We start from the raw sequence: 16,969 nt of genomic DNA on the forward strand, positions 1-16,969 counted from the left end.
AACTCCGAACCCTACCCCTTCACCCGCGCAATCAAAGCCGCCGTCGAAGGATCATGCTCAGCCGGCACCTCAGCCGCAAAATCCTTCAACACAGCACTGGCCAAGGTCTTGCCCAACTCCACACCCCACTGGTCGAAGCTGTTTAGACCAAGCACAATGCCCTCGGCAAAGGTCTTGTGCTCATACAGCGCCAGCAGCGCGCCCAGCGTCTCGGGCGTCAATTCGTTGATTAACACCAGGGTCGATGGCTTATTGCCCGGGCACACCTTCTGCGGCGCGATCTGGGCCGTCTTGGCGGCATCGAAGCCCAAAGCGCGGCACTCGGCTTCCGACGTCTCCAGCGACTTGCCGACCATGAAAGCCTCGCCCTGGGCGATGACGTTCGACAGCAGCTTCTTGCGCATGTCGTCCGACGCTTCGGCGTTCTTTTCGACCGCGATCAGTTCCAGCGGCACGACGTCCTCGGACTGGTGCAACATCTGGAAGAAGGCGTGCTGGGCATTGGTGCCTTCGTCACCAAACACGACCGGGCAGGTTGCTGTGCTGAGAATATCACCGGTCGGCGAAGTACGCTTGCCGTTCGACTCCATCTCCAACTGCTGCAGGAAGGCCGCCAGACGACGCAGGCGGTGGACATAGGGAATGACGGCGCGCGACGGCCGGTTCAGGCCGATACGGTTATAGAGCTGTGCCGCCGCCAAAAGGACCGGAGCATTACGGTGGAACGGCGCGGTCAGGAAATGCTGGTCCATTGCGTGGGCGCCGGCCAAAAGGCGCTCATAAACATCGTAACCCAGCGCGATGACCAGCGACAGCGACACCGCCGACCACAACGAATAGCGGCCGCCGACCCAATCCTTGAACCCGAAGACGCGATCGCCGGCAATGCCGTAAGCGCCGGTCTTGTCGGGTGCTGCCGAGACCGCGGCCATGTGGGCTTGCGCTGCTTCGACGCCCAGTGCGGAGACCAGCCAGTCGCGCGCGGCCAGGAAGTTGGCCAGGGTTTCCTGGGTGGTGAAGGTCTTCGACACCGCAATGACCAGGGTTTCCGCCGGATCTAAGCCCGCCAGGGCGAGGGCCAGTTCCGAACCGTCGACATTGGCAACGAAACGAACGTCGATCTGAGGCGTCAATGGCGTCAGGCCCTGGAAGACCAGACGCGGACCCAGGTCCGAACCACCGATGCCAATATGGACAATCGTCTTGAACGGCTTGCCCGAAAACCCTGTGATGGCTCCGGCGCGGATGCCATCGGCATAGCTTTTCATGGCGTCGCGGGCGGTCTTGACGTCGCTGGTGATCTCCGGCCCGCGCAGGCGCAGGTTCTCATCGTCGGAATCGCGCAAGGCGACATGCAGTACCGCGCGGCCTTCGGAGACGTTGATAGTCTGGCCGGTCCACATCTTTTCGCGGGCGCCGTCGAGGCCCGACTGTTCGAAGGCCTCGATGGCGCGGTCGAAACCCGACTTCGACCAGCTTTGCTTCGACACGTCGATATAAAGACCGGCGATTTCGAGGCTCATGCGGCTGAGGCGGTCGGGATCGTTGCGGAAATGATCGATGATCTTGCCCGGTCCGTCGACAAAAGCCTGGGTTCTGAGCGCATCCAAAGCAGGGTTCATAGCAGCCTCCGGTGATCTATCGCGCGGGTGGCGATTTTTACCGGGTTCCATGTCAAGCTTTTGGCCAAACGTAAAGCGCTTAAGCGCCGTTCATGCTGAATTATTTTGCGGCTGCGAAGGATTGGTCCTAAGCCGACAATACCCTCCCAAATAGCGACCCAGACGATACTGGCCTTGCCTTTGAACGTGTCCTTCACAGCCCCGACCAGGGTAAGACCAAGATGGAACGGCAGGGTCAGGATCAACAGGCCCAAGGGCATGGATTTGACGTACAGCCACAGCCGGTTTCGGTAGCCATGATAGAGGGCAAAGTCCGAACGGACTGAGGTCGACGCCGAACCGATATGGGCGACCCTGGCGTCTGGTACAAATACCGTCGTCTCGCCAGCCAGACGGGCACGAAAGCCGAGGTCGGCGTCTTCGCAGTAACAGAAGAAGCGTTCATCAAACCCGCCAAGCCGCTCGAACAGATCGCGGCGTATCAGCATGGCGGCACCGCACGGGGCAAAGACCTCGGCAGGCGCCAAATTTGCCGGCACCGGATGGCCGAAACCGGACCGATAGGGAAATCCAAAAAAGGTTATGGAATCACCCGCTCCATCCAGCGTGTCCATGTGCTCGGCATCGGTCTGCAGGGAGGTGAAAATCCTGACATTTGGATGGTCATCGATGACGTGTTGCATCGCCCATAGCCAATCGCGATCAACAAAGGCGTCCGGATTGATAAAGCCGATCCATTGCGTCGTCGCCGTTGCCGCAGCCTGATTCATACCCTTGGCAAAGCCGAGATTCCGATCGTTACGAATCTGTCGCACCCTCGGGAACTGTACCGCCAGGCCGTCCAAATCGATGTCGGTCGAGCCATTGTCGGCATGGACTATGACCGGATTCCCACCCAAAGCGGTCAGCGCGGTGAGGCAGCGTGCCGTATGGACTCCGGAGTTGTAGCTGAGCGTGATCAGGGTGAATTTCGCCGGCAAATCCTCAGTCATACCGGCCTTCCCACTCACGTTTTACCGTCGTGTCGACTTCAGAATTATGAAACCTTTCAGCAATTTGCTGGAATTCTTTGTCATCAACCGCCTGACGCATGGCCCAGACGGCAGCACCGCGTATGACCGGGTCGGGATCGGTCAGACCGCCGCGGATGGCCGCAATCAATTCTGGATTTTCCGAAAGCTTTGCGGCATTACCCATCGCATACTGCACGTTTCTCAGAAATGCAGCACGTCCGATGCGCTTAATCGGTGATTTGCTGAACACTGCGCGGAATGCGGCATCGTTCAGTACCGCCAAGTCTGACAGCAAAAGCTTATCAAATCCTTGCCGGGTCTGCAGCTTTATGTCGGCGGCGGCTGAGGCGAACTTGTTCCACGGGCACGCTGCCAGGCAGTCGTCGCAGCCGTAAATGCGGTTACCCATGGCATGACGCAAGGACTCCGGCCACGGCCCCTTGAATTCGATGGTCAGGTAGGACAGGCAGCGCCGGGCATCCAACTGGTAAGGCCCGACGAAGGCGTCGGTTGGACAGGCACTCAGGCAGGCAGAACACGAACCGCAATGGTCGGCTTCGGGCTGGCCGGTCTCAAAAACACGGTCGAACAGGATGACACCGAGAAAGAACCACGAGCCCAGTTCGCGCGACACAAGGTTGGTGTGCTTGCCCTGCCAGCCCAGCCCAGCCAGTTGCGCGAGTGGTTTTTCCATCAGGGGCGCCGTGTCTACGAAGACCTTCAGCTCGCAGCTGGTCTGGGTGACGATCCAGGTCGCCAGCTGTTTGAGCTTTTTCTTGATCAGGTCGTGGTAGTCGTCGCCGCGGGCATAGACGCTGATATTGGCGGTCTCGGGATGATCCAGAAGTTCGAGCGGGTTGCTATCGGGGCCGTAATTGTAGGCCAGGACCAGGGCTGACTGCGCGCCGGCCCACATGTTACGCGGATGGCGCCGGCGTTCGAGCGTCTCTTCCATCCATGTCATATCGCCGTGGTAGCCAGCTTCGACAAAGGCAGTAAGCCGATCGGCGGCGTCCCAGACGTCAGGCAGGGCTGCAAACCGCGCCGCCGCAAAGCCCAGGCGATGGGCTTCCTGCCGGATGGTTTCGGCCAGGTCAGGGGCAGGACGGGTCTGGGCGTTCATGAACAGCGGGAGGATTAAAAATCCAGTTCCTGATAATGCAATGAGGGCGCCATGCCAGGCAGTTTGTCATTGAGCAACGGCCGGAAGGCCGGCCGGCACTTGACCACCATGTACCATGTCTTCAATGCGGGGTAACGGGACCAATTGATCTCATCGAAGTAGTCGAGGATGGACAACTGGGCGGCACAGGCGAAATCGGCATAGGACATGACCTGGCCGGCCAGCCAGTTGCGGTACTGAAGCAGACTTTCGAAATAGCGCAGGTGGTCCTTAAGGGCGTCCCGCCCGGCGCGCATGGCAGCAATATCTGGCGCGCCACCGCCCATAAGTCGCTTTTCCATCTTTTCATGCAGCAGCAAGGCATTGACCTCGTAGTCGAACTTGCGCTCGAACCAGCCGACCAGGCGCCGCGCCTCGCCACGCTCGTTTAGGTCCTGCGGCCACAGGGGGATATCCGGGTAGGTTTCCTCGAGGTGCTCGAGTATGGCCCGGCTTTCGCACAAGCGCCGGGTCTTGCCGCCGGCATCACCATCCGGGGTCTCGATCAGGATCGGCAGAAGGCCGGACGGATTCAGGCGTAATATGGTGTCGTCGGGTTGCCAGTATTTGACCTGCGTTTCCTCAAAGGCCAGCTTCTTCTCGCCCAGGCCGAGGCGGGCCAGCCGCGAATGGGGGTCGAAAGCAAAGTGGTACAACTGGCGCGAATAACTGATCATACGTGTCCTTTGGCCGGCGCCGCGGCAAAAACGCCGCCATGCGGCTCGTCCGCGCCGCGCGGATCCGGGTGGATAATGATATCAGCATTCGGGAATGCCTCAAGCACGCGCTTTTCCGCTTGAAGCAAAAGGATGTGGGCGGCTTCCAGGGTCAAGGCATGATCGAGTACGATATGCATCTGGATGGCAATGTAAGGACCAATATGGCGGGTGCGGATGGCGTGGATGCCCAGAATCTGTGGATCAGCCTCGGCCAACTGTTTGATACGGGCGACATCGTCGTCGCCAAGGCTACGGTCCATCAATTGATCGGCCGCTTGGCGCAAAACCTGGACCGCACCCCATACCAGCAGCAGCGCCATGACGAAGCCGGCCAGCGTATCGAACAAGGCCAGGCCAAGCGCCGCTGCGACGACGCCAACAATGGCGATCAGGTTCGTCGCAAGGTCGCTGAGATAGTGCATGCGGTCGGCGGCAACGGCGACGGAACCACTGGCCTTTATCGCGGCATCCTGAACCCAGACGAGGCCCAAGGTCAGGACGATCGAAATAGCCAAGACAGCTATGGCCAGGCCGGACTGTTCGATCGGCTTGGGATGGGCCAGGTTGTCGTAGCAGGCGCGCATAACCAGGGCCGCTGAGGCGAAGACCAGCCCGGCCTGGAAGAGGGCGCTGAAGGCCTCGGCCTTGCCGTAGCCAAAGGGATGCGCCTTATCCGGGCGCTTGCGAGCATAGCGGACGGCGAAGAAGGTCGCCAGAGAGGCAAGAAGATCCAAACCTGAGTCGGCCAGGGAAGCCAGTATGGCCATCGAGCCGGACTGGATCAGGGTAAACCCCTTCAGCCCTACCAGGACGAACGCAACCCCGACCGACAGGGCGGATGCCAGGCGGACCCTTTGATCGGGAGTAGATTCGGTAGATTCGGGCGTTTCGATCATGGCCTTTTTTGGCTCTGTCCAAACAATTCGGAGTCACGACATCGTGCAGGGGATAACTGTTAACAAACCGTGAATCCATGATGGATTCTTTTTGCGAACGGTATATGATCAGATTCGAATCAATCTTGATTATAGTTGTTATAGGTTGCGTAAATGTCGCGAGTTTGGATTAGTCGGGCCGAGGCCCTGAAGCGTCTCGAGGTAAAGCCTCAGACCCTGTACGCTTATGTCAGCCGCCAGAGAATCGCGGCGAAGAGCGATCCAGCGCATCCGCGAAAAAGTCTGTATGCGCTGGACGATATTGAGCGCCTGTCGCGCCGCGCGCCGGGTCGCATCCCGATGCGCGCCGGACCGGCTGGACCGGCGCCTGCCTATGATGCTTTGCCGCCCGGACTGACCGGCGGGACGGTGACCCGTGGCGAGGCGGCGATCGATACCGAGATTTCGATCACGGTCGAGGGCCGTCATTACTACCGCGGACGCGACAGTATCAACCTGGCAGTAACCGAGAATTTTGAAACCGTGGCCGCCTTGTTGTGGCAAAGCCGCAATCCCAACCCGTTTGGGCCGCTTAAGCCGCGTCCAGACGTCAACTTCCCGGGCGGACCGCGCACGCGGGTGCTCTCGATGCTGAGCCGGCGCCTGGAAGAAGAGGCTATGACCGATATCCATCCAGAGCGCGATCTCGGCAACGAAGCGGCCAGCCTGTTGAACGAAATGGTCGATGCGGTGACCAATGGCGGGCCGCGTCTGTTCTTCCATCAGCGCCTGGCGCGGGCATGGAAGGTTTATGACAACAAGGACACGGATCTGCTGCGCCGGGCCCTGGTATTGTCCGCCGACACCAGCCTCGACGAGGCGACCCTGGCTGTGCGGGTTTCAGCGGCAACCTTGGGACCTCTCGCCATTCCACTGATCGCTGGTTTCGGGACGATGAGCTCGCCGAAGCTGGGCGGTAAGATTTCGCGCGCCGAAAGTTATGTTACTCAGGTGCGGCGGACGGGCAATCCGCTGGCCCTGGCCAAGTCTCTGCTGGAGCGTGGGCTTGAATTGCCGGGTTTCGAGCGGGACTACTCATCGTCGGAACCGGCGCGGGCCAAGGCTTTGATCGATGCGGCGCCGCAGTTGGGCGAGGATTTGAAGACGGTACTGAGGGTAGGCGAGGACCTGACGGGGCATCCCGTAGGTATGTCCCTGGCTTTGGCTTTGATCGGCCGCCATCTGGACCTGCCGCGGGAGGCACCGGTGACGCTGTACGGCATCGGTCGCAGCGCCGGCTGGCTCGCCCACGCGATCGAACAGATGCAGTCGGGGGGCACGCCCAAGGCACGTCTGCGCTATATCGGACCGCATCCGCAGATCGTGGATTAAGCGCCTCCTGTTACCTCCCCACGCGAAGCGCGCGGGGAGGTGTAATACCAATCCACGATGACCTTGACTCATCGTGGATTGGCAAGGGCGACTGCCCGCCCGAGCTTACGCGAGGAGCCATGCGGCGCTTGAGCTGAAAAAATGCGAATACCAAGCGTCATTCTTTATGAGGCTTGGTATAAGAAAAAGCTTTAGACCCTCATAACAATTCTGGTCTAAGAGCGTCCCGTATTCTGCGAGGTCGCTTATGGACTATCTGATTGCCGTACTGTTGGGCGTGGTAGAAGGCCTGACGGAATTCCTGCCTGTGTCGTCAACCGGGCACCTGCTGCTGCTGAGCCATTTTCTGAAATTCGAGACCACCGGCAAGACCTTCGAGGTGTTGATCCAACTCGGTGCGGTCCTGGCTTTGTTGACACTCTATTTCCAGCGCCTGTGGGACGTGGTGGTGACGTTGCCGACCGAACCACGATCGCGCGGGTTCGTGATATCCGTCCTGGTGGCCTTCCTGCCGGCCATGGTGCTGGGGGTTTTGCTGCATGACTTTATCAAGACGGTGCTGTTCGAATCACCCCGTCTGATTTGCTTCAGTCTGATTGTTGGCGGCATTGCGTTATGGGCGGTCGACAAGTGGGCGCCCAAGCCGCAGCACGACGATGCCATGGCGCTGGACTGGAAGACGGCTTTGACGATCGGGTTGTTTCAATGTCTGGCGATGATTCCGGGCATGTCGCGGTCGGGGTCCACCCTGATCGGGGCGATGTTGTGCAAGGTGGACAAGAAGGCGTCGGCGGAGTTTTCATTCTTCCTGGCCATGCCTACGATGGCTGGGGCCTTCGCCTACGATGTCTTCAAGACCTACAAGCAGATGGATTTCAGCGATGTCTGGCTGATCGGGCTTGGGTTCATGTCAGCGTTTGTGACGGCGGTTCTGGTGGTTAAGGCGCTTTTGGCCTATGTCAGCCGGCACGGGTATGGCGTGTTTGCAATCTGGCGGATTTGTGTCGGGGTATTGGGACTGGTGCTGTTGCAGATGGGCTTCTGAGGCATGGGGTTTTATAGCGCAATCCGATAAAGTGGACGCCACTTTTCGGAAAAATTGCGCGACAAAACAAAAACCTAGAGCGAGATGGCGATTCTACCTAAAGCCGTCCTGCTCTAGGGCCTTCGGCCCCAAGTCTTTCCCTCAGGTGGCGACAGCAAACTGACCATTCTTCCTGAACCGCCACAGATAGGTCGGCACAATCGATTCGACCGCGGTCGCGGCAATACCCAGATCCTTGAGACCCAGAGCCCCCTTGGCCACGACATTATCGATTTGCAGCAGCAGAACCTGGTCCGTGGTCAGCAACGGCGCCGGCACCGCCGACACCAGGCCATGGATGCCGGCCTGAACGTCACCGGCCAGGCCGATCATCCGCGCGACGAAGAACGGCGCCCATACCTGCGGACGGGGTTGCATGATTTCCTGGCCAACGTAGGAAATCAGATCTTTGAAAGCGAACACTTCTGGCCCGCCCAACTCATATACCTTGCCATACGAACCGGCATGTCCAAGGGTCTTGGCAACCGCCGCTGCCACGTCGCCGACATAGACTGGCTGGAACCTGTTCACTGCGCCGCCAAAGGCCGGCCAAAGAGGCAACAGCTTCAACTGCCCGGCCAGCATGGTGAAGAAACCGTCTCCGGGACCAAAGATGATCCCTGGCCGCACAATCACCGCCGTCGGGACCGCCTTGCGCACGCCCTCCTCGGCCCAACCCTTGCTGGAGGCATATTTGGACGCTGCCCGCGAATCAGCGCCAAGGGCAGAAATCTGCACAAAGTCCTTGATCCCCCTGGCGGCACACGCCTCCGCCATCCTCGTCGCTGCTTGGCGGTGTACGCTGTCAAATTTTACGGCCAAGGTCTCGAACAGAATGCCGACCAGGTTGACGCAGGCATCGGCGCCTTTCAACGCGGCTTCGATATCGGCGTCCCTGCGCACGTCGCAACGCACCACCTGGATCTGTCCGACGTCACCCATGGGCTTGAGGTCATAGGCGGAGGCGAGATGACGCACCGCGACGCGCACCCGCCAGTTCGACCGTGCCAGCAAACGCACGACCTGCTTGCCCAAAAAGCCCGAACCGCCGAAAACCGTGACAACCCGCGTCATGACTCACTACCCTTGCAACTGATAGACACTCGATAACTCAAGGCAGGGCCTCGATCAACCGCTTTCCCGACCGGAAGGCCCCGGCCAATGACGCCGGAAAGCGATCGTCGAAACTGTCGCCGCAGACACCGACTCGGCCCGTCCACCACGGTGCATAACGGCGATGTCCCGGCATCAAGGCGGAATACGCCCCTTGCGTCCACGGATTGGCCAGCCACCGCGTCACGATCGGTTCGGAAACGACGAATTTTTTCAGGTCGTGCAACTGCGGCACTGCCTTCACCGCCTCCGCGACATAATGCAGCGCCTGCACATGCGACAGGCCCTCGACCGCCACCGCCGCCTCGCCCGTCGCAAACAGCGTCAGCAACGGCAAACCGCCGCTACGGATGTGACAGTAATGCGCCCGGGCATCGACGACAAGCAAACCGAGATCCTCCGGAATATGCCGGTCGGCAAACAATCCCGGATCGAGCTCGAGAATGATCTTGTTCATCCGGCTGACCACCAGACCCTGGGTGGCCGCTCCAATCGCGGCACGAACCTCAGGATCGAAGCCGATCCGGCCACTGTTCAAGGCGCCCAGGCCGACCGTCACCACCGCACGGCCTGCTGCAAGACCGTTGACCGCGACGCCCTCCGCAGTTGCCCGAACCTCGGTCACAGGCGTATCCAGCTGGATAGACTCACGCCCTACCTCATCGGCCATGTGCGTGACGAGCGCGGCCATGCCGCCATCGAGCTGCAATCCGCCCGGTTCGCTTTCATCCGTCAGGAATTCATAGGCCGAAGGTTCCGCCGGCGGTTCCAGACCGTTCCAGCCCTGGCCGAACAGGCGCAGCCATTTTCGGCCTTCCTCGTCCTTACCCAGTCCGGAGATGGGGACGTCTGGGGAGTCGCCGCTTGCAATCGCCCTGGCCATGTCGGGATCGACTGCACCGGCCGGCCAGTCGTCGCCACGATCGACCTGGCGGCCATATTCGTAGATCCGCATGGCCGCGCCGTTGTCCTTGCGACTCACCAAGCCGTAACGGGCAATCAGATCAACCAGTTCGCTGGTTTCGCCATGCAGCCAGTGCGGGCCAAGATCAGCCGGCACGCCCGATGGCAAACGCCGCGTCTGCGCCCGGCCGCCGATCTCGCCGCCGGCTTCTAAAATGGAGTAACTCATCCCGCGCGCCTTCAGCGCCAGGGCTGCACTGAGGCCGGATATGCCCGCCCCGATAATGATCACGTTCGTCATGGCTTCATCCTAAATCCGCAGTATGTAAAATCGCCATATGTCGCCGCGAGAGAGGGATGTGTTTTGATGGAATCAAAACACCGATGAAAGTTCTGGTTTTATCACGCAGTTTATCCGAAAAGTGCTGCACACTTTATCGGATTGCGCTTTACAGGAAGCTATACGGCTCGATATCCACAATCAGCCGGATGGCATTGGGCCGCTTGATCGCTGCCAGCCAGTGGTTGACGAACCCCTGAAGATCGCGATTGCGGTCGGCCCGCACCAGGAAGCGCTTGCGCCACTGACCCCGCACCAGGGCCAGGGGCGCATCGGCGGGCCCATAGACGTCTATACCGTCCGTGTTCGGAATGAATAACGCCAGTTCGCGCGAAAACCGGTCCAACAGCTTTTGGTCCTTGGCCTGCAGAATCAGCGCGGCCAGCCTGCCAAAGGGCGGGAACCCAGCCATTTCGCGCGACATGCCTTCATAGGCGTAGAACGCCTCTCGATCCTGATGCGCCAGGGCCCGCATGACGGGGTGTTCCGGCGAATAGGTCTGCAAAAGCGCCTTGCCCGGCTTGACGCTGCGGCCCGCCCGGCCGGTCGCCTGCTGCAACAGCTGAAAGGTCCGTTCGGCAGCGCGCAGATCGCCGCCCTTCAGGCCCAGATCGGCATCGACGATCCCGACCAGAGTCAAGTTCGGAAAGTTATGCCCCTTGGCCGCCGCCTGGGTGGCGATGACAATATCTATGTCGTGGTCCTCAATGCGCCGGATCAAGGCCGCCGAGGACGCTGCGTCGGGCGCTGTGTCCGATGAAAACACCTCCGCCCGCGCCTCTGGAAAGCGCATCTGGACCTCCTCCAGGATGCGCTCGACGCCCGGACCCACCGAGACGAAACTATCCACGGCGCCGCAGTGCGGACATGTCTTGGGCTTGCGCATAGAGAACCCGGTCAAGTGACAGACCAGCCGTCCTGAAGACCGGTGCTCGACCAGCCAGGAATCGGTATTGGGCGCCGACATCTTCTCACCGCACCCCTTGCACAGTACCAGCGGCGCGTAGCCCCGCCTGTTGAGAAACAACAGCACCTGCTCACGCCGCTTGAGGGTCTCCCGGATCTCGGCAACCAGAATATCCGAAAGCCACATTTGTTCGTTTTTTGGGCCCTTGTCGGGGGCATGGAGCTTCATGTCGATCAGCCCCATATCGGGCATGACGGCCGTGCCGTGACGTTGATCCAGCCGGATCCAGGTATAGCGGCCCTTCTCGGCATTGGTCAGAGTTTCCAACGACGGTGTCGCCGACGCCATGACGACCATGGCGCCATCCATCCGGGCCCGGAACACTGCGAGGTCACGGGCGTGGTAGCGCACCCCCTCCTCCTGCTTGTAGGAGCTGTCATGCTCCTCATCGATGACGATCAGGCCCAGACGCTGATACGGCAGCAACAGGGCCGAGCGCGCGCCAACCACCAGCCGGACCTTACCCGTCGCAACCCCTTCCCAGATGCGACGGCGCGACGCATTGCCGATATTGGCGTGCCACTGGGCCACCTCCGCGCCGAAGCGCGCCTCCAGCCGCCCCATCACCGCCTGGGTCAGGGCGATTTCCGGCAGCAGGACCAGGACCTGGGCCGTCGGATCGGTGCGAAGCACATCGGCGATGCTTTCGAGATAGACCTCGGTCTTGCCCGAACCAGTGACCCCGTCCAACAGCACCGGCGCGAATCCCTTGGCCAGTTCCATGCGCAGCAATTGATGCGCTGCCGACTGCGACGGGTTCAGTCGCGCCGGCGCGAAATCGGGATCGGGCTGAGGGATGCGATCATCGAACGGCAGGGCGACCTTTTCGAGCACGCCCTCCTTGGCCAGGCCGGTCACCACCCCTTCCGACACCCCGGCGGCCAGGGCCAGTTCGCCCAGCCCCATGGGCAGTACAGCGGTTTCGATCACCCGTTCACGCGCCTTGGTGATTCGCGCCGGTTCGACCTCGGTACGGACATAGCCCATACGCACCTGGGCGCGGGCCACTTTCAGGGCGCGCAAACAGCCGTTCAGGAAGGTACCTGGCGGCGTCACGGTCCAGTTGGCTGCCCAAAGCCAGAACTGCAGCGAGTTTTCCGGCACTGGAGGATCGTCCGGCTTCGACAGGATCGGTTTCAGCGGAAAATCGATGGCTTCGCGCATTAGCGCGCGTTTCGATCCGGAAGAATCGGATCGGCGCTCTAAGCTTTTGTTTTGAAGCGCATCTTCATCCGAAAAGTGCGTCACACTTTTCGGGATGCGCATCAGGCCAATGACTAAGCCACGCACCCTGGCGTGGCCCAATGGCACCACGACATGGTCGCCGGCAGCGAGTTCCATGCCGTCGGGAACAGCATAGTCGAGCGCTTCCGCAACCGGCGCCAGCACAACAACCTTAGCCGTTAAAGTTAATAAGTCTTGGGAATCGGCCAGGTTTTCGGTAACGCGAGTCATCCACAATCCCCTAACACGAAATCGCCGGGTTTGTCACAAACGCAGGGGGAAATGCGCTTCACAGAATGAAAGACTGGCCTTAAGGTGGCGCCATGACCACGGACAGCGGCTTAACCTCGCCCGACCTCGACAACTGGCAGGCCCTGCGCCGCCATCTTGTTAAGCATGCTGACCAGATCGCCCGCGACCCCGCGTTGCTGGATGCCCTGGGCCTGCAGCCCAAGTCACGCCACCTCATCGATTTCGGACCGGCCGCTCTGTCACGGCTGGAAGCCCGGGCGCTGAAGGATTTCGACGTCCGCCGCCAGCTCGAAATGACGGCCAAGGCCAATTTCGACGCCCAGAACCAGACTCATGGCCTGGCTTTGTCGTTGATGGAGGCGCGCAACCACGCCGACCTGGCGCGGCGGCTGAACGACGAATCGCGCAATCGCTTCGGGCTGATCTCGGCGACCATCGCGCTGGAAGACACGGCGCCGGTGCCACTGGGCTGGAAAACGCTCGACTACGGCGGCGTCGACTATATCGTCGGCGAGACAGGTTTGAGTCTTTTGGGTCCCGATGCCGTCTGCCGCGTTCTGTTCGATGACGACGTCAAGCGCATCAAGTCGGCAGCCGCTTTGCGCATCGCGTTATGGCGTGACGGCCGGCCGGGTCTGGTGGCGTTCGGGTCATCGGATTTCGACGGCTTCTCGCCGGACATGGGTGCCGAACTGGTGGCTTTTGTTGCCCGTGTGGTGGAACGCGTCGCCGAACGCTGGCCGGTTTTGCCTTAGACATCCGTTCACACCGCCATCACCGAGATAGTGAACAAAGCGGTAACTTTTCGGCCTTAAAATGCCGCAAAGCTTAACTACATCTGCGCCTTGAACGGACGTGCGTTCGCCTTTGAGGTCTCCCTTCCCAAAGCCCCCCAAGGTTTTGGAGGTGAAGCCCTCTCACCCGCCTCCCTGATCCGCAAGGAACGGGGAGGGAGACCACCCGGCGGTCCCAGGCAGACGAATGACCAGGAGCCTTTATGACTCTCGATGATGCGCGAATGGCGTGGCTGGGTTGGCTTAACAACCAAAAGCGCTGTTCGCCGCATACCCTCGCCGCCTATGGCCATGCTTTTCGCGGATATGTCAGCTATCTGGGGAATCAATGGGGTGAAGTTTCGCTGGATGACGTCACGCGCGTGACCTCTGGCGATCTGCGCGGCTGGATGGCGCATCTGCGCGCCAAGACACAGCCGTTGTCGGCGCGATCCCTGGCGCAGCACCTGTCAGCGATCAAGTCCTTTCACAGCTATCTCGATCTGCATCTGAACCAGGGCAATGTCCAGGTCGGGCTTATGCGCGGGCCCCGGCTGAAGGCCACCCTGCCCCGCCCGCTGAACGAGGACCAGGCGATCGGGCTCCTGGCCGAAGCCCGCATGGACAGCGACCGCGATGACTGGGAAAACAGCCGCGACGAAGCCGTCTATATGCTGCTCTACGGGCTGGGCCTGCGGATCTCGGAGGCCCTGTCGCTGACGATCGGCGAAACGCCGTTAGGTGAGTCCGTGCGTATAACCGGCAAGGGCAACAAGATGCGTGTCTTGCCGGTACTGGAGGGGGTGCGCGAGGCCATCGAACACTACAAGGCGCAGCAGCCCTTTGTGCTGCAACCCGGCGACCGCCTGTTCCGCGCCAAACGCGGTGGCGACCTGTCGCCACGCCATGTCCAGGCCTCGATGCAGCACCTTCGTTCGCGCCTGGGCCTGTCCGATCGGGCGACGCCCCATGCCCTGCGCCATTCCTTCGCCACCCATCTGCTTGGCTCCGGCGCCGACCTGCGTTCGATCCAGGAACTGCTGGGCCATGCCAGCCTATCGACGACGCAGAAATACACCCAGGTCGATGCCGAACGCCTGCTCAGCGCCTATGCCGCGGCCCATCCGAAAGGGGAATAGCGTCTGTTTTCTTCGCGTCTTCGCGTGAGACATTTTTTCCTCACGCGAAGACGCGAAGGCGCGAAGGATGTTCTTGACCATTGAGCGGCTACGCCCCACCCTGCCGACCATGAAGCAAATCCCCTTCCTCGCCCTCACCCTCGCCATGCTCGCTGCCCCGGCAGCGGCAAAAGCCGTGCAGCCCGTCGCCGGCCAAGGCTGGTGGGCCTTTGCGCCTGCCGAAGACAGCTTCGACCCGGCTTCGAAGCTCGATCTGCGCTACCTGAACGAAGCCTATGCGGGCGAGCACGGCTTTATCCGCCTGAGCGAGGACGGCGAAAGCTTTGTCCGGGCTGACGGTCAGCCGATCCGCTTCTGGGGCGGCACTGTGTCGGCCGAGGGCAGTCACGAAGAGATCGACCGCATGGCGCGGTTCCTGGCAAAGCGCGGTGTCAACATGGTGCGCTGGCACGGCAATCTGGCGCCGACCGACCGACGCGATTCCCAGATCACCGACATCAACGAAAAAGCCCTGGACCAGCTTTTTTACCTCGTCGCCGCGATGAAGAAGGAGGGCATCTACGTCACGGTGTCGCCCTACTGGGCCTTTTTCGACCGTATGCATGATGACAAGGGCGCCCGCACCCAGCCCAACTGGCCGCTGCCGCGCAATCCCGAGGCCGACACCACCACCGGCCTGCTGTTTTACGATCCCCTGATGATTGAGGCCTATCGCAGTTGGATGGAGGCCCTCTTCCTGCGCGAAAACCCCTATACCGGCAAGGCCCTGCGCGAAGAACCTGCAGTCGCCATCTTCCAAATCCAGAACGAGGATTCGCTGCTGTTCTGGACCTTCAACCAGATCCAGGGTGCCGACCGCGACCAACTGGAGCTGGAGTTTGGTAACTGGCTGAACCAGAAATACCCAAACCTGCAAGCCGCCAAGGTCGCCTGGGACGGCGCCGAGGCCACGGGTGCGCCGGGTCCCGACCGGCCCGACCAGGGCAGGATGGCCCTGCCCAATATCTACGAGCTGACGCAGGGACAGCGCGAGGGTGGCAGGGGCAAGCGCTATACCGACACCACCCAATTCCTCACCCACACCATGTACGGCTTTAACCGCGGCATGAAGCACTGGCTGCGCTATGAACTGGCCGTGCCGACCCTCATCAATGCCGGCAATTGGCGCACGGCCAGCATGGAGCGCTTGAACGACGCCGAGCGCTACAGTTACACTGCGACCGATATCATTGCGGTCAACCGCTATGTCACCGGCCGCCACGAAGGTAGCGATACCGTGAGTTGGGCTGTCAAAAAAGGCGACCGCTATACGGATGTTTCGACCCTGACCGATCCGGGCAGCTTCCCCCTGGCCGTCAAACAGCCGTCGGGCCACCCGATGCTGGTAACCGAATCGCTGTGGGTCCCGCCGACCGCCTACGAAAGCGAGGCCCCCTTCCTTATTTCGGCGATGCAGTCGATCAGTGGCGTCGATGGCTATTACTGGTTCCATCTTGGCGGCAGGGGTGAATGGGATCAGCCGCGCAGCGCCAACGGCTACCTGCCCTCGATAGGCAAATGGATCGCCAATTCACCCATGACTCTCGGGCAATTCCCCGCCGCGGCCCTAATGTATCGCATGGGCTATGTCGCCGAGGCTAACCAGCCGGCTGTCGTCGAGCACCGCACCCTGGACGAACTGTGGCGAGGCGACATCCCGCTGATCGCCGAGGATGGCGGTTTCGATCCTAACCGCGATTCGGCGCCTTATGCCCGCAACGGCAGCGACAGCACGGTCTCGCCCCTGGCCTATCTGACCGGACCGGTGAAGGTCATCTATGACTCAGCCGCCGAAAATCAGGTCGTCGACCTGGCGAAGCAGATGGAGCCCGGCGCCGTGACCAGCCTGGGCGGAGCACTGAGTTGGAACTACCGCGACGGCATTGCCCGGCTGGATACGCCCAGGGCTAAGGGCGTTAGCGGATTTCTCGGCAGAACACGGACCTTTACGCTGTCTGACATCGAAATCATCTCGGACAACGCCTATGCCACAGTCCTGGTCGTCAGTCTCGATGGTCTACCGCTGGAGAAAAGCCGCAAGGTGCTGATTCAGGCGGGAACACAGGCGCGGCCGACGGGGTGGGCGGATACGGACGCCACGTGGACCGATCCGGACGGCAAGACGGTCACCGGCCGAGAAATCGTCGAACATGGCGGCGTACCGTGGCTAATCACCAATACACTGGCAACGGTGCGTATTGGCAACAGGGCATTGAAACGCGCGACGATCCTCGATGCCAACGGCATGGCGACGGGTACCACGGATACTAAATCATCCGAAGACGGAGTAATTGTCACCCTGCCGCATAATTGCTTGTATGTGATTGTCGAACCTTAGTCCGTTTTGAAGCT

Annotated in this window: 13 protein-coding genes; 5 read left to right on the top strand and 8 right to left on the bottom strand. The window is 60.9% G+C overall.

Annotated elements, in window-relative coordinates; all coding sequences use genetic code 11:
* Positions 1-11 precede the first annotated feature (11 nt).
* From pgi to ABAC402_RS32085, 5 genes are read right to left on the bottom strand one after another with little or no spacing between them, the layout of a single operon-like run.
* The gene (pgi, locus tag ABAC402_RS32065) at positions 12-1,622 is read right to left on the bottom strand and encodes a glucose-6-phosphate isomerase (protein WP_023449904.1); all 1,611 of its coding nucleotides are present in this window, start codon (positions 1,620-1,622) and stop codon (positions 12-14) included.
* Entirely contained in the window at positions 1,619-2,614 is a 996-nt protein-coding gene (locus tag ABAC402_RS32070) for a glycosyltransferase family 2 protein (RefSeq protein WP_023449905.1), read from the bottom strand. The genes pgi and ABAC402_RS32070 overlap by 4 nt, the downstream gene beginning before the upstream one ends.
* On the bottom strand, positions 2,607-3,758 hold the full coding sequence (queG, locus tag ABAC402_RS32075) for a tRNA epoxyqueuosine(34) reductase QueG (protein WP_023449906.1): 1,152 nt from the start codon (positions 3,756-3,758) through the stop codon (positions 2,607-2,609). Before queG ends, ABAC402_RS32070 begins: the two co-directional genes overlap by 8 nt.
* Before the next feature lie 14 nt (positions 3,759-3,772).
* Positions 3,773-4,474 (bottom strand): glutathione S-transferase family protein, encoded by a 702-nt coding sequence (locus ABAC402_RS32080; RefSeq protein ID WP_023449907.1) that lies wholly within the window; start codon positions 4,472-4,474, stop codon positions 3,773-3,775.
* Positions 4,471-5,412 carry a cation diffusion facilitator family transporter gene (locus tag ABAC402_RS32085; protein ID WP_023449908.1) on the bottom strand — a complete coding sequence of 314 codons (942 nt, stop codon included), beginning with the start codon at positions 5,410-5,412 and terminating at the stop codon, positions 4,471-4,473. The genes ABAC402_RS32080 and ABAC402_RS32085 overlap by 4 nt, the downstream gene beginning before the upstream one ends.
* A gap of 153 nt (positions 5,413-5,565) precedes the next feature.
* Here ABAC402_RS32085 and ABAC402_RS32090 point away from each other — a divergent pair, with 153 nt between their 5' ends.
* Together ABAC402_RS32090 and ABAC402_RS32095 are read left to right on the top strand one after the other, a co-directional pair.
* The gene (locus tag ABAC402_RS32090; RefSeq protein ID WP_023449909.1) at positions 5,566-6,783 is read left to right on the top strand and encodes a citrate/2-methylcitrate synthase; all 1,218 of its coding nucleotides are present in this window, start codon (positions 5,566-5,568) and stop codon (positions 6,781-6,783) included.
* A gap of 247 nt (positions 6,784-7,030) precedes the next feature.
* Positions 7,031-7,828, top strand: coding sequence for an undecaprenyl-diphosphate phosphatase (locus ABAC402_RS32095; protein ID WP_023449910.1), 798 nt, complete (start codon positions 7,031-7,033; stop codon positions 7,826-7,828).
* A gap of 141 nt (positions 7,829-7,969) precedes the next feature.
* On the opposite strand, the gene ABAC402_RS32100 is transcribed toward ABAC402_RS32095, so the two are convergent.
* The 3 genes from ABAC402_RS32100 to ABAC402_RS32110 all read right to left on the bottom strand — a co-directional run bounded on the left by ABAC402_RS32100 (position 7,970) and on the right by ABAC402_RS32110 (position 12,645).
* Positions 7,970-8,941 carry a complex I NDUFA9 subunit family protein gene (locus tag ABAC402_RS32100; RefSeq protein ID WP_023449911.1) on the bottom strand — a complete coding sequence of 324 codons (972 nt, stop codon included), beginning with the start codon at positions 8,939-8,941 and terminating at the stop codon, positions 7,970-7,972.
* A 37-nt stretch (positions 8,942-8,978) separates the two neighbouring features.
* The gene (locus ABAC402_RS32105; RefSeq protein ID WP_023449912.1) at positions 8,979-10,184 is read right to left on the bottom strand and encodes an NAD(P)/FAD-dependent oxidoreductase; all 1,206 of its coding nucleotides are present in this window, start codon (positions 10,182-10,184) and stop codon (positions 8,979-8,981) included.
* A 148-nt stretch (positions 10,185-10,332) separates the two neighbouring features.
* On the bottom strand, positions 10,333-12,645 hold the full coding sequence (locus ABAC402_RS32110) for a primosomal protein N' (protein WP_023449913.1): 2,313 nt from the start codon (positions 12,643-12,645) through the stop codon (positions 10,333-10,335).
* A 92-nt stretch (positions 12,646-12,737) separates the two neighbouring features.
* On the opposite strand from ABAC402_RS32110, the gene ABAC402_RS32115 reads away from it, so the two are divergent.
* From ABAC402_RS32115 to ABAC402_RS32125, 3 genes are all read left to right on the top strand, one after another.
* Positions 12,738-13,421 (top strand): DUF484 family protein, encoded by a 684-nt coding sequence (locus tag ABAC402_RS32115; protein WP_023449914.1) that lies wholly within the window; start codon positions 12,738-12,740, stop codon positions 13,419-13,421.
* Positions 13,422-13,663: 242 nt separating this feature from the next.
* Complete coding sequence (locus tag ABAC402_RS32120; RefSeq protein WP_031235674.1) at positions 13,664-14,578, top strand: tyrosine recombinase XerC; 915 nt, start codon at positions 13,664-13,666, stop codon at positions 14,576-14,578.
* 67 nt (positions 14,579-14,645) lie between these two features.
* Positions 14,646-16,955: a hypothetical protein gene (locus ABAC402_RS32125; RefSeq protein WP_023449916.1), complete on the top strand. Its 2,310-nt coding sequence runs from the start codon at positions 14,646-14,648 to the stop codon at positions 16,953-16,955.
* Positions 16,956-16,969: the final 14 nt, after the last annotated feature.

This window comes from Asticcacaulis sp. AC402, assembly GCF_000495835.1.
GTDB lineage: Bacteria > Pseudomonadota > Alphaproteobacteria > Caulobacterales > Caulobacteraceae > Asticcacaulis.

Excerpts from the sequence above, each read along its gene's own strand:
- ABAC402_RS32070 (WP_023449905.1), bottom strand. The coding sequence starts at position 2,614 with ATGACTGAGGATTTGCCGGCGAAATTCACCCTGATCACGCTCAGCTAC.
- ABAC402_RS32120 (WP_031235674.1), top strand. The coding sequence starts at position 13,664 with ATGACTCTCGATGATGCGCGAATGGCGTGGCTGGGTTGGCTTAACAAC.
- ABAC402_RS32090 (WP_023449909.1), top strand. The coding sequence starts at position 5,566 with ATGTCGCGAGTTTGGATTAGTCGGGCCGAGGCCCTGAAGCGTCTCGAG.
- ABAC402_RS32115 (WP_023449914.1), top strand. The coding sequence starts at position 12,738 with ATGACCACGGACAGCGGCTTAACCTCGCCCGACCTCGACAACTGGCAG.
- queG (WP_023449906.1), bottom strand. The coding sequence starts at position 3,758 with ATGAACGCCCAGACCCGTCCTGCCCCTGACCTGGCCGAAACCATCCGG.
- pgi (WP_023449904.1), bottom strand. The coding sequence starts at position 1,622 with ATGAACCCTGCTTTGGATGCGCTCAGAACCCAGGCTTTTGTCGACGGA.
- ABAC402_RS32080 (WP_023449907.1), bottom strand. The coding sequence starts at position 4,474 with ATGATCAGTTATTCGCGCCAGTTGTACCACTTTGCTTTCGACCCCCAT.
- ABAC402_RS32085 (WP_023449908.1), bottom strand. The coding sequence starts at position 5,412 with ATGATCGAAACGCCCGAATCTACCGAATCTACTCCCGATCAAAGGGTC.
- ABAC402_RS32110 (WP_023449913.1), bottom strand. The coding sequence starts at position 12,645 with ATGACTCGCGTTACCGAAAACCTGGCCGATTCCCAAGACTTATTAACT.
- ABAC402_RS32095 (WP_023449910.1), top strand. The coding sequence starts at position 7,031 with ATGGACTATCTGATTGCCGTACTGTTGGGCGTGGTAGAAGGCCTGACG.
- ABAC402_RS32105 (WP_023449912.1), bottom strand. The coding sequence starts at position 10,184 with ATGACGAACGTGATCATTATCGGGGCGGGCATATCCGGCCTCAGTGCA.
- ABAC402_RS32125 (WP_023449916.1), top strand. The coding sequence starts at position 14,646 with ATGTTCTTGACCATTGAGCGGCTACGCCCCACCCTGCCGACCATGAAG.
- ABAC402_RS32100 (WP_023449911.1), bottom strand. The coding sequence starts at position 8,941 with ATGACGCGGGTTGTCACGGTTTTCGGCGGTTCGGGCTTTTTGGGCAAG.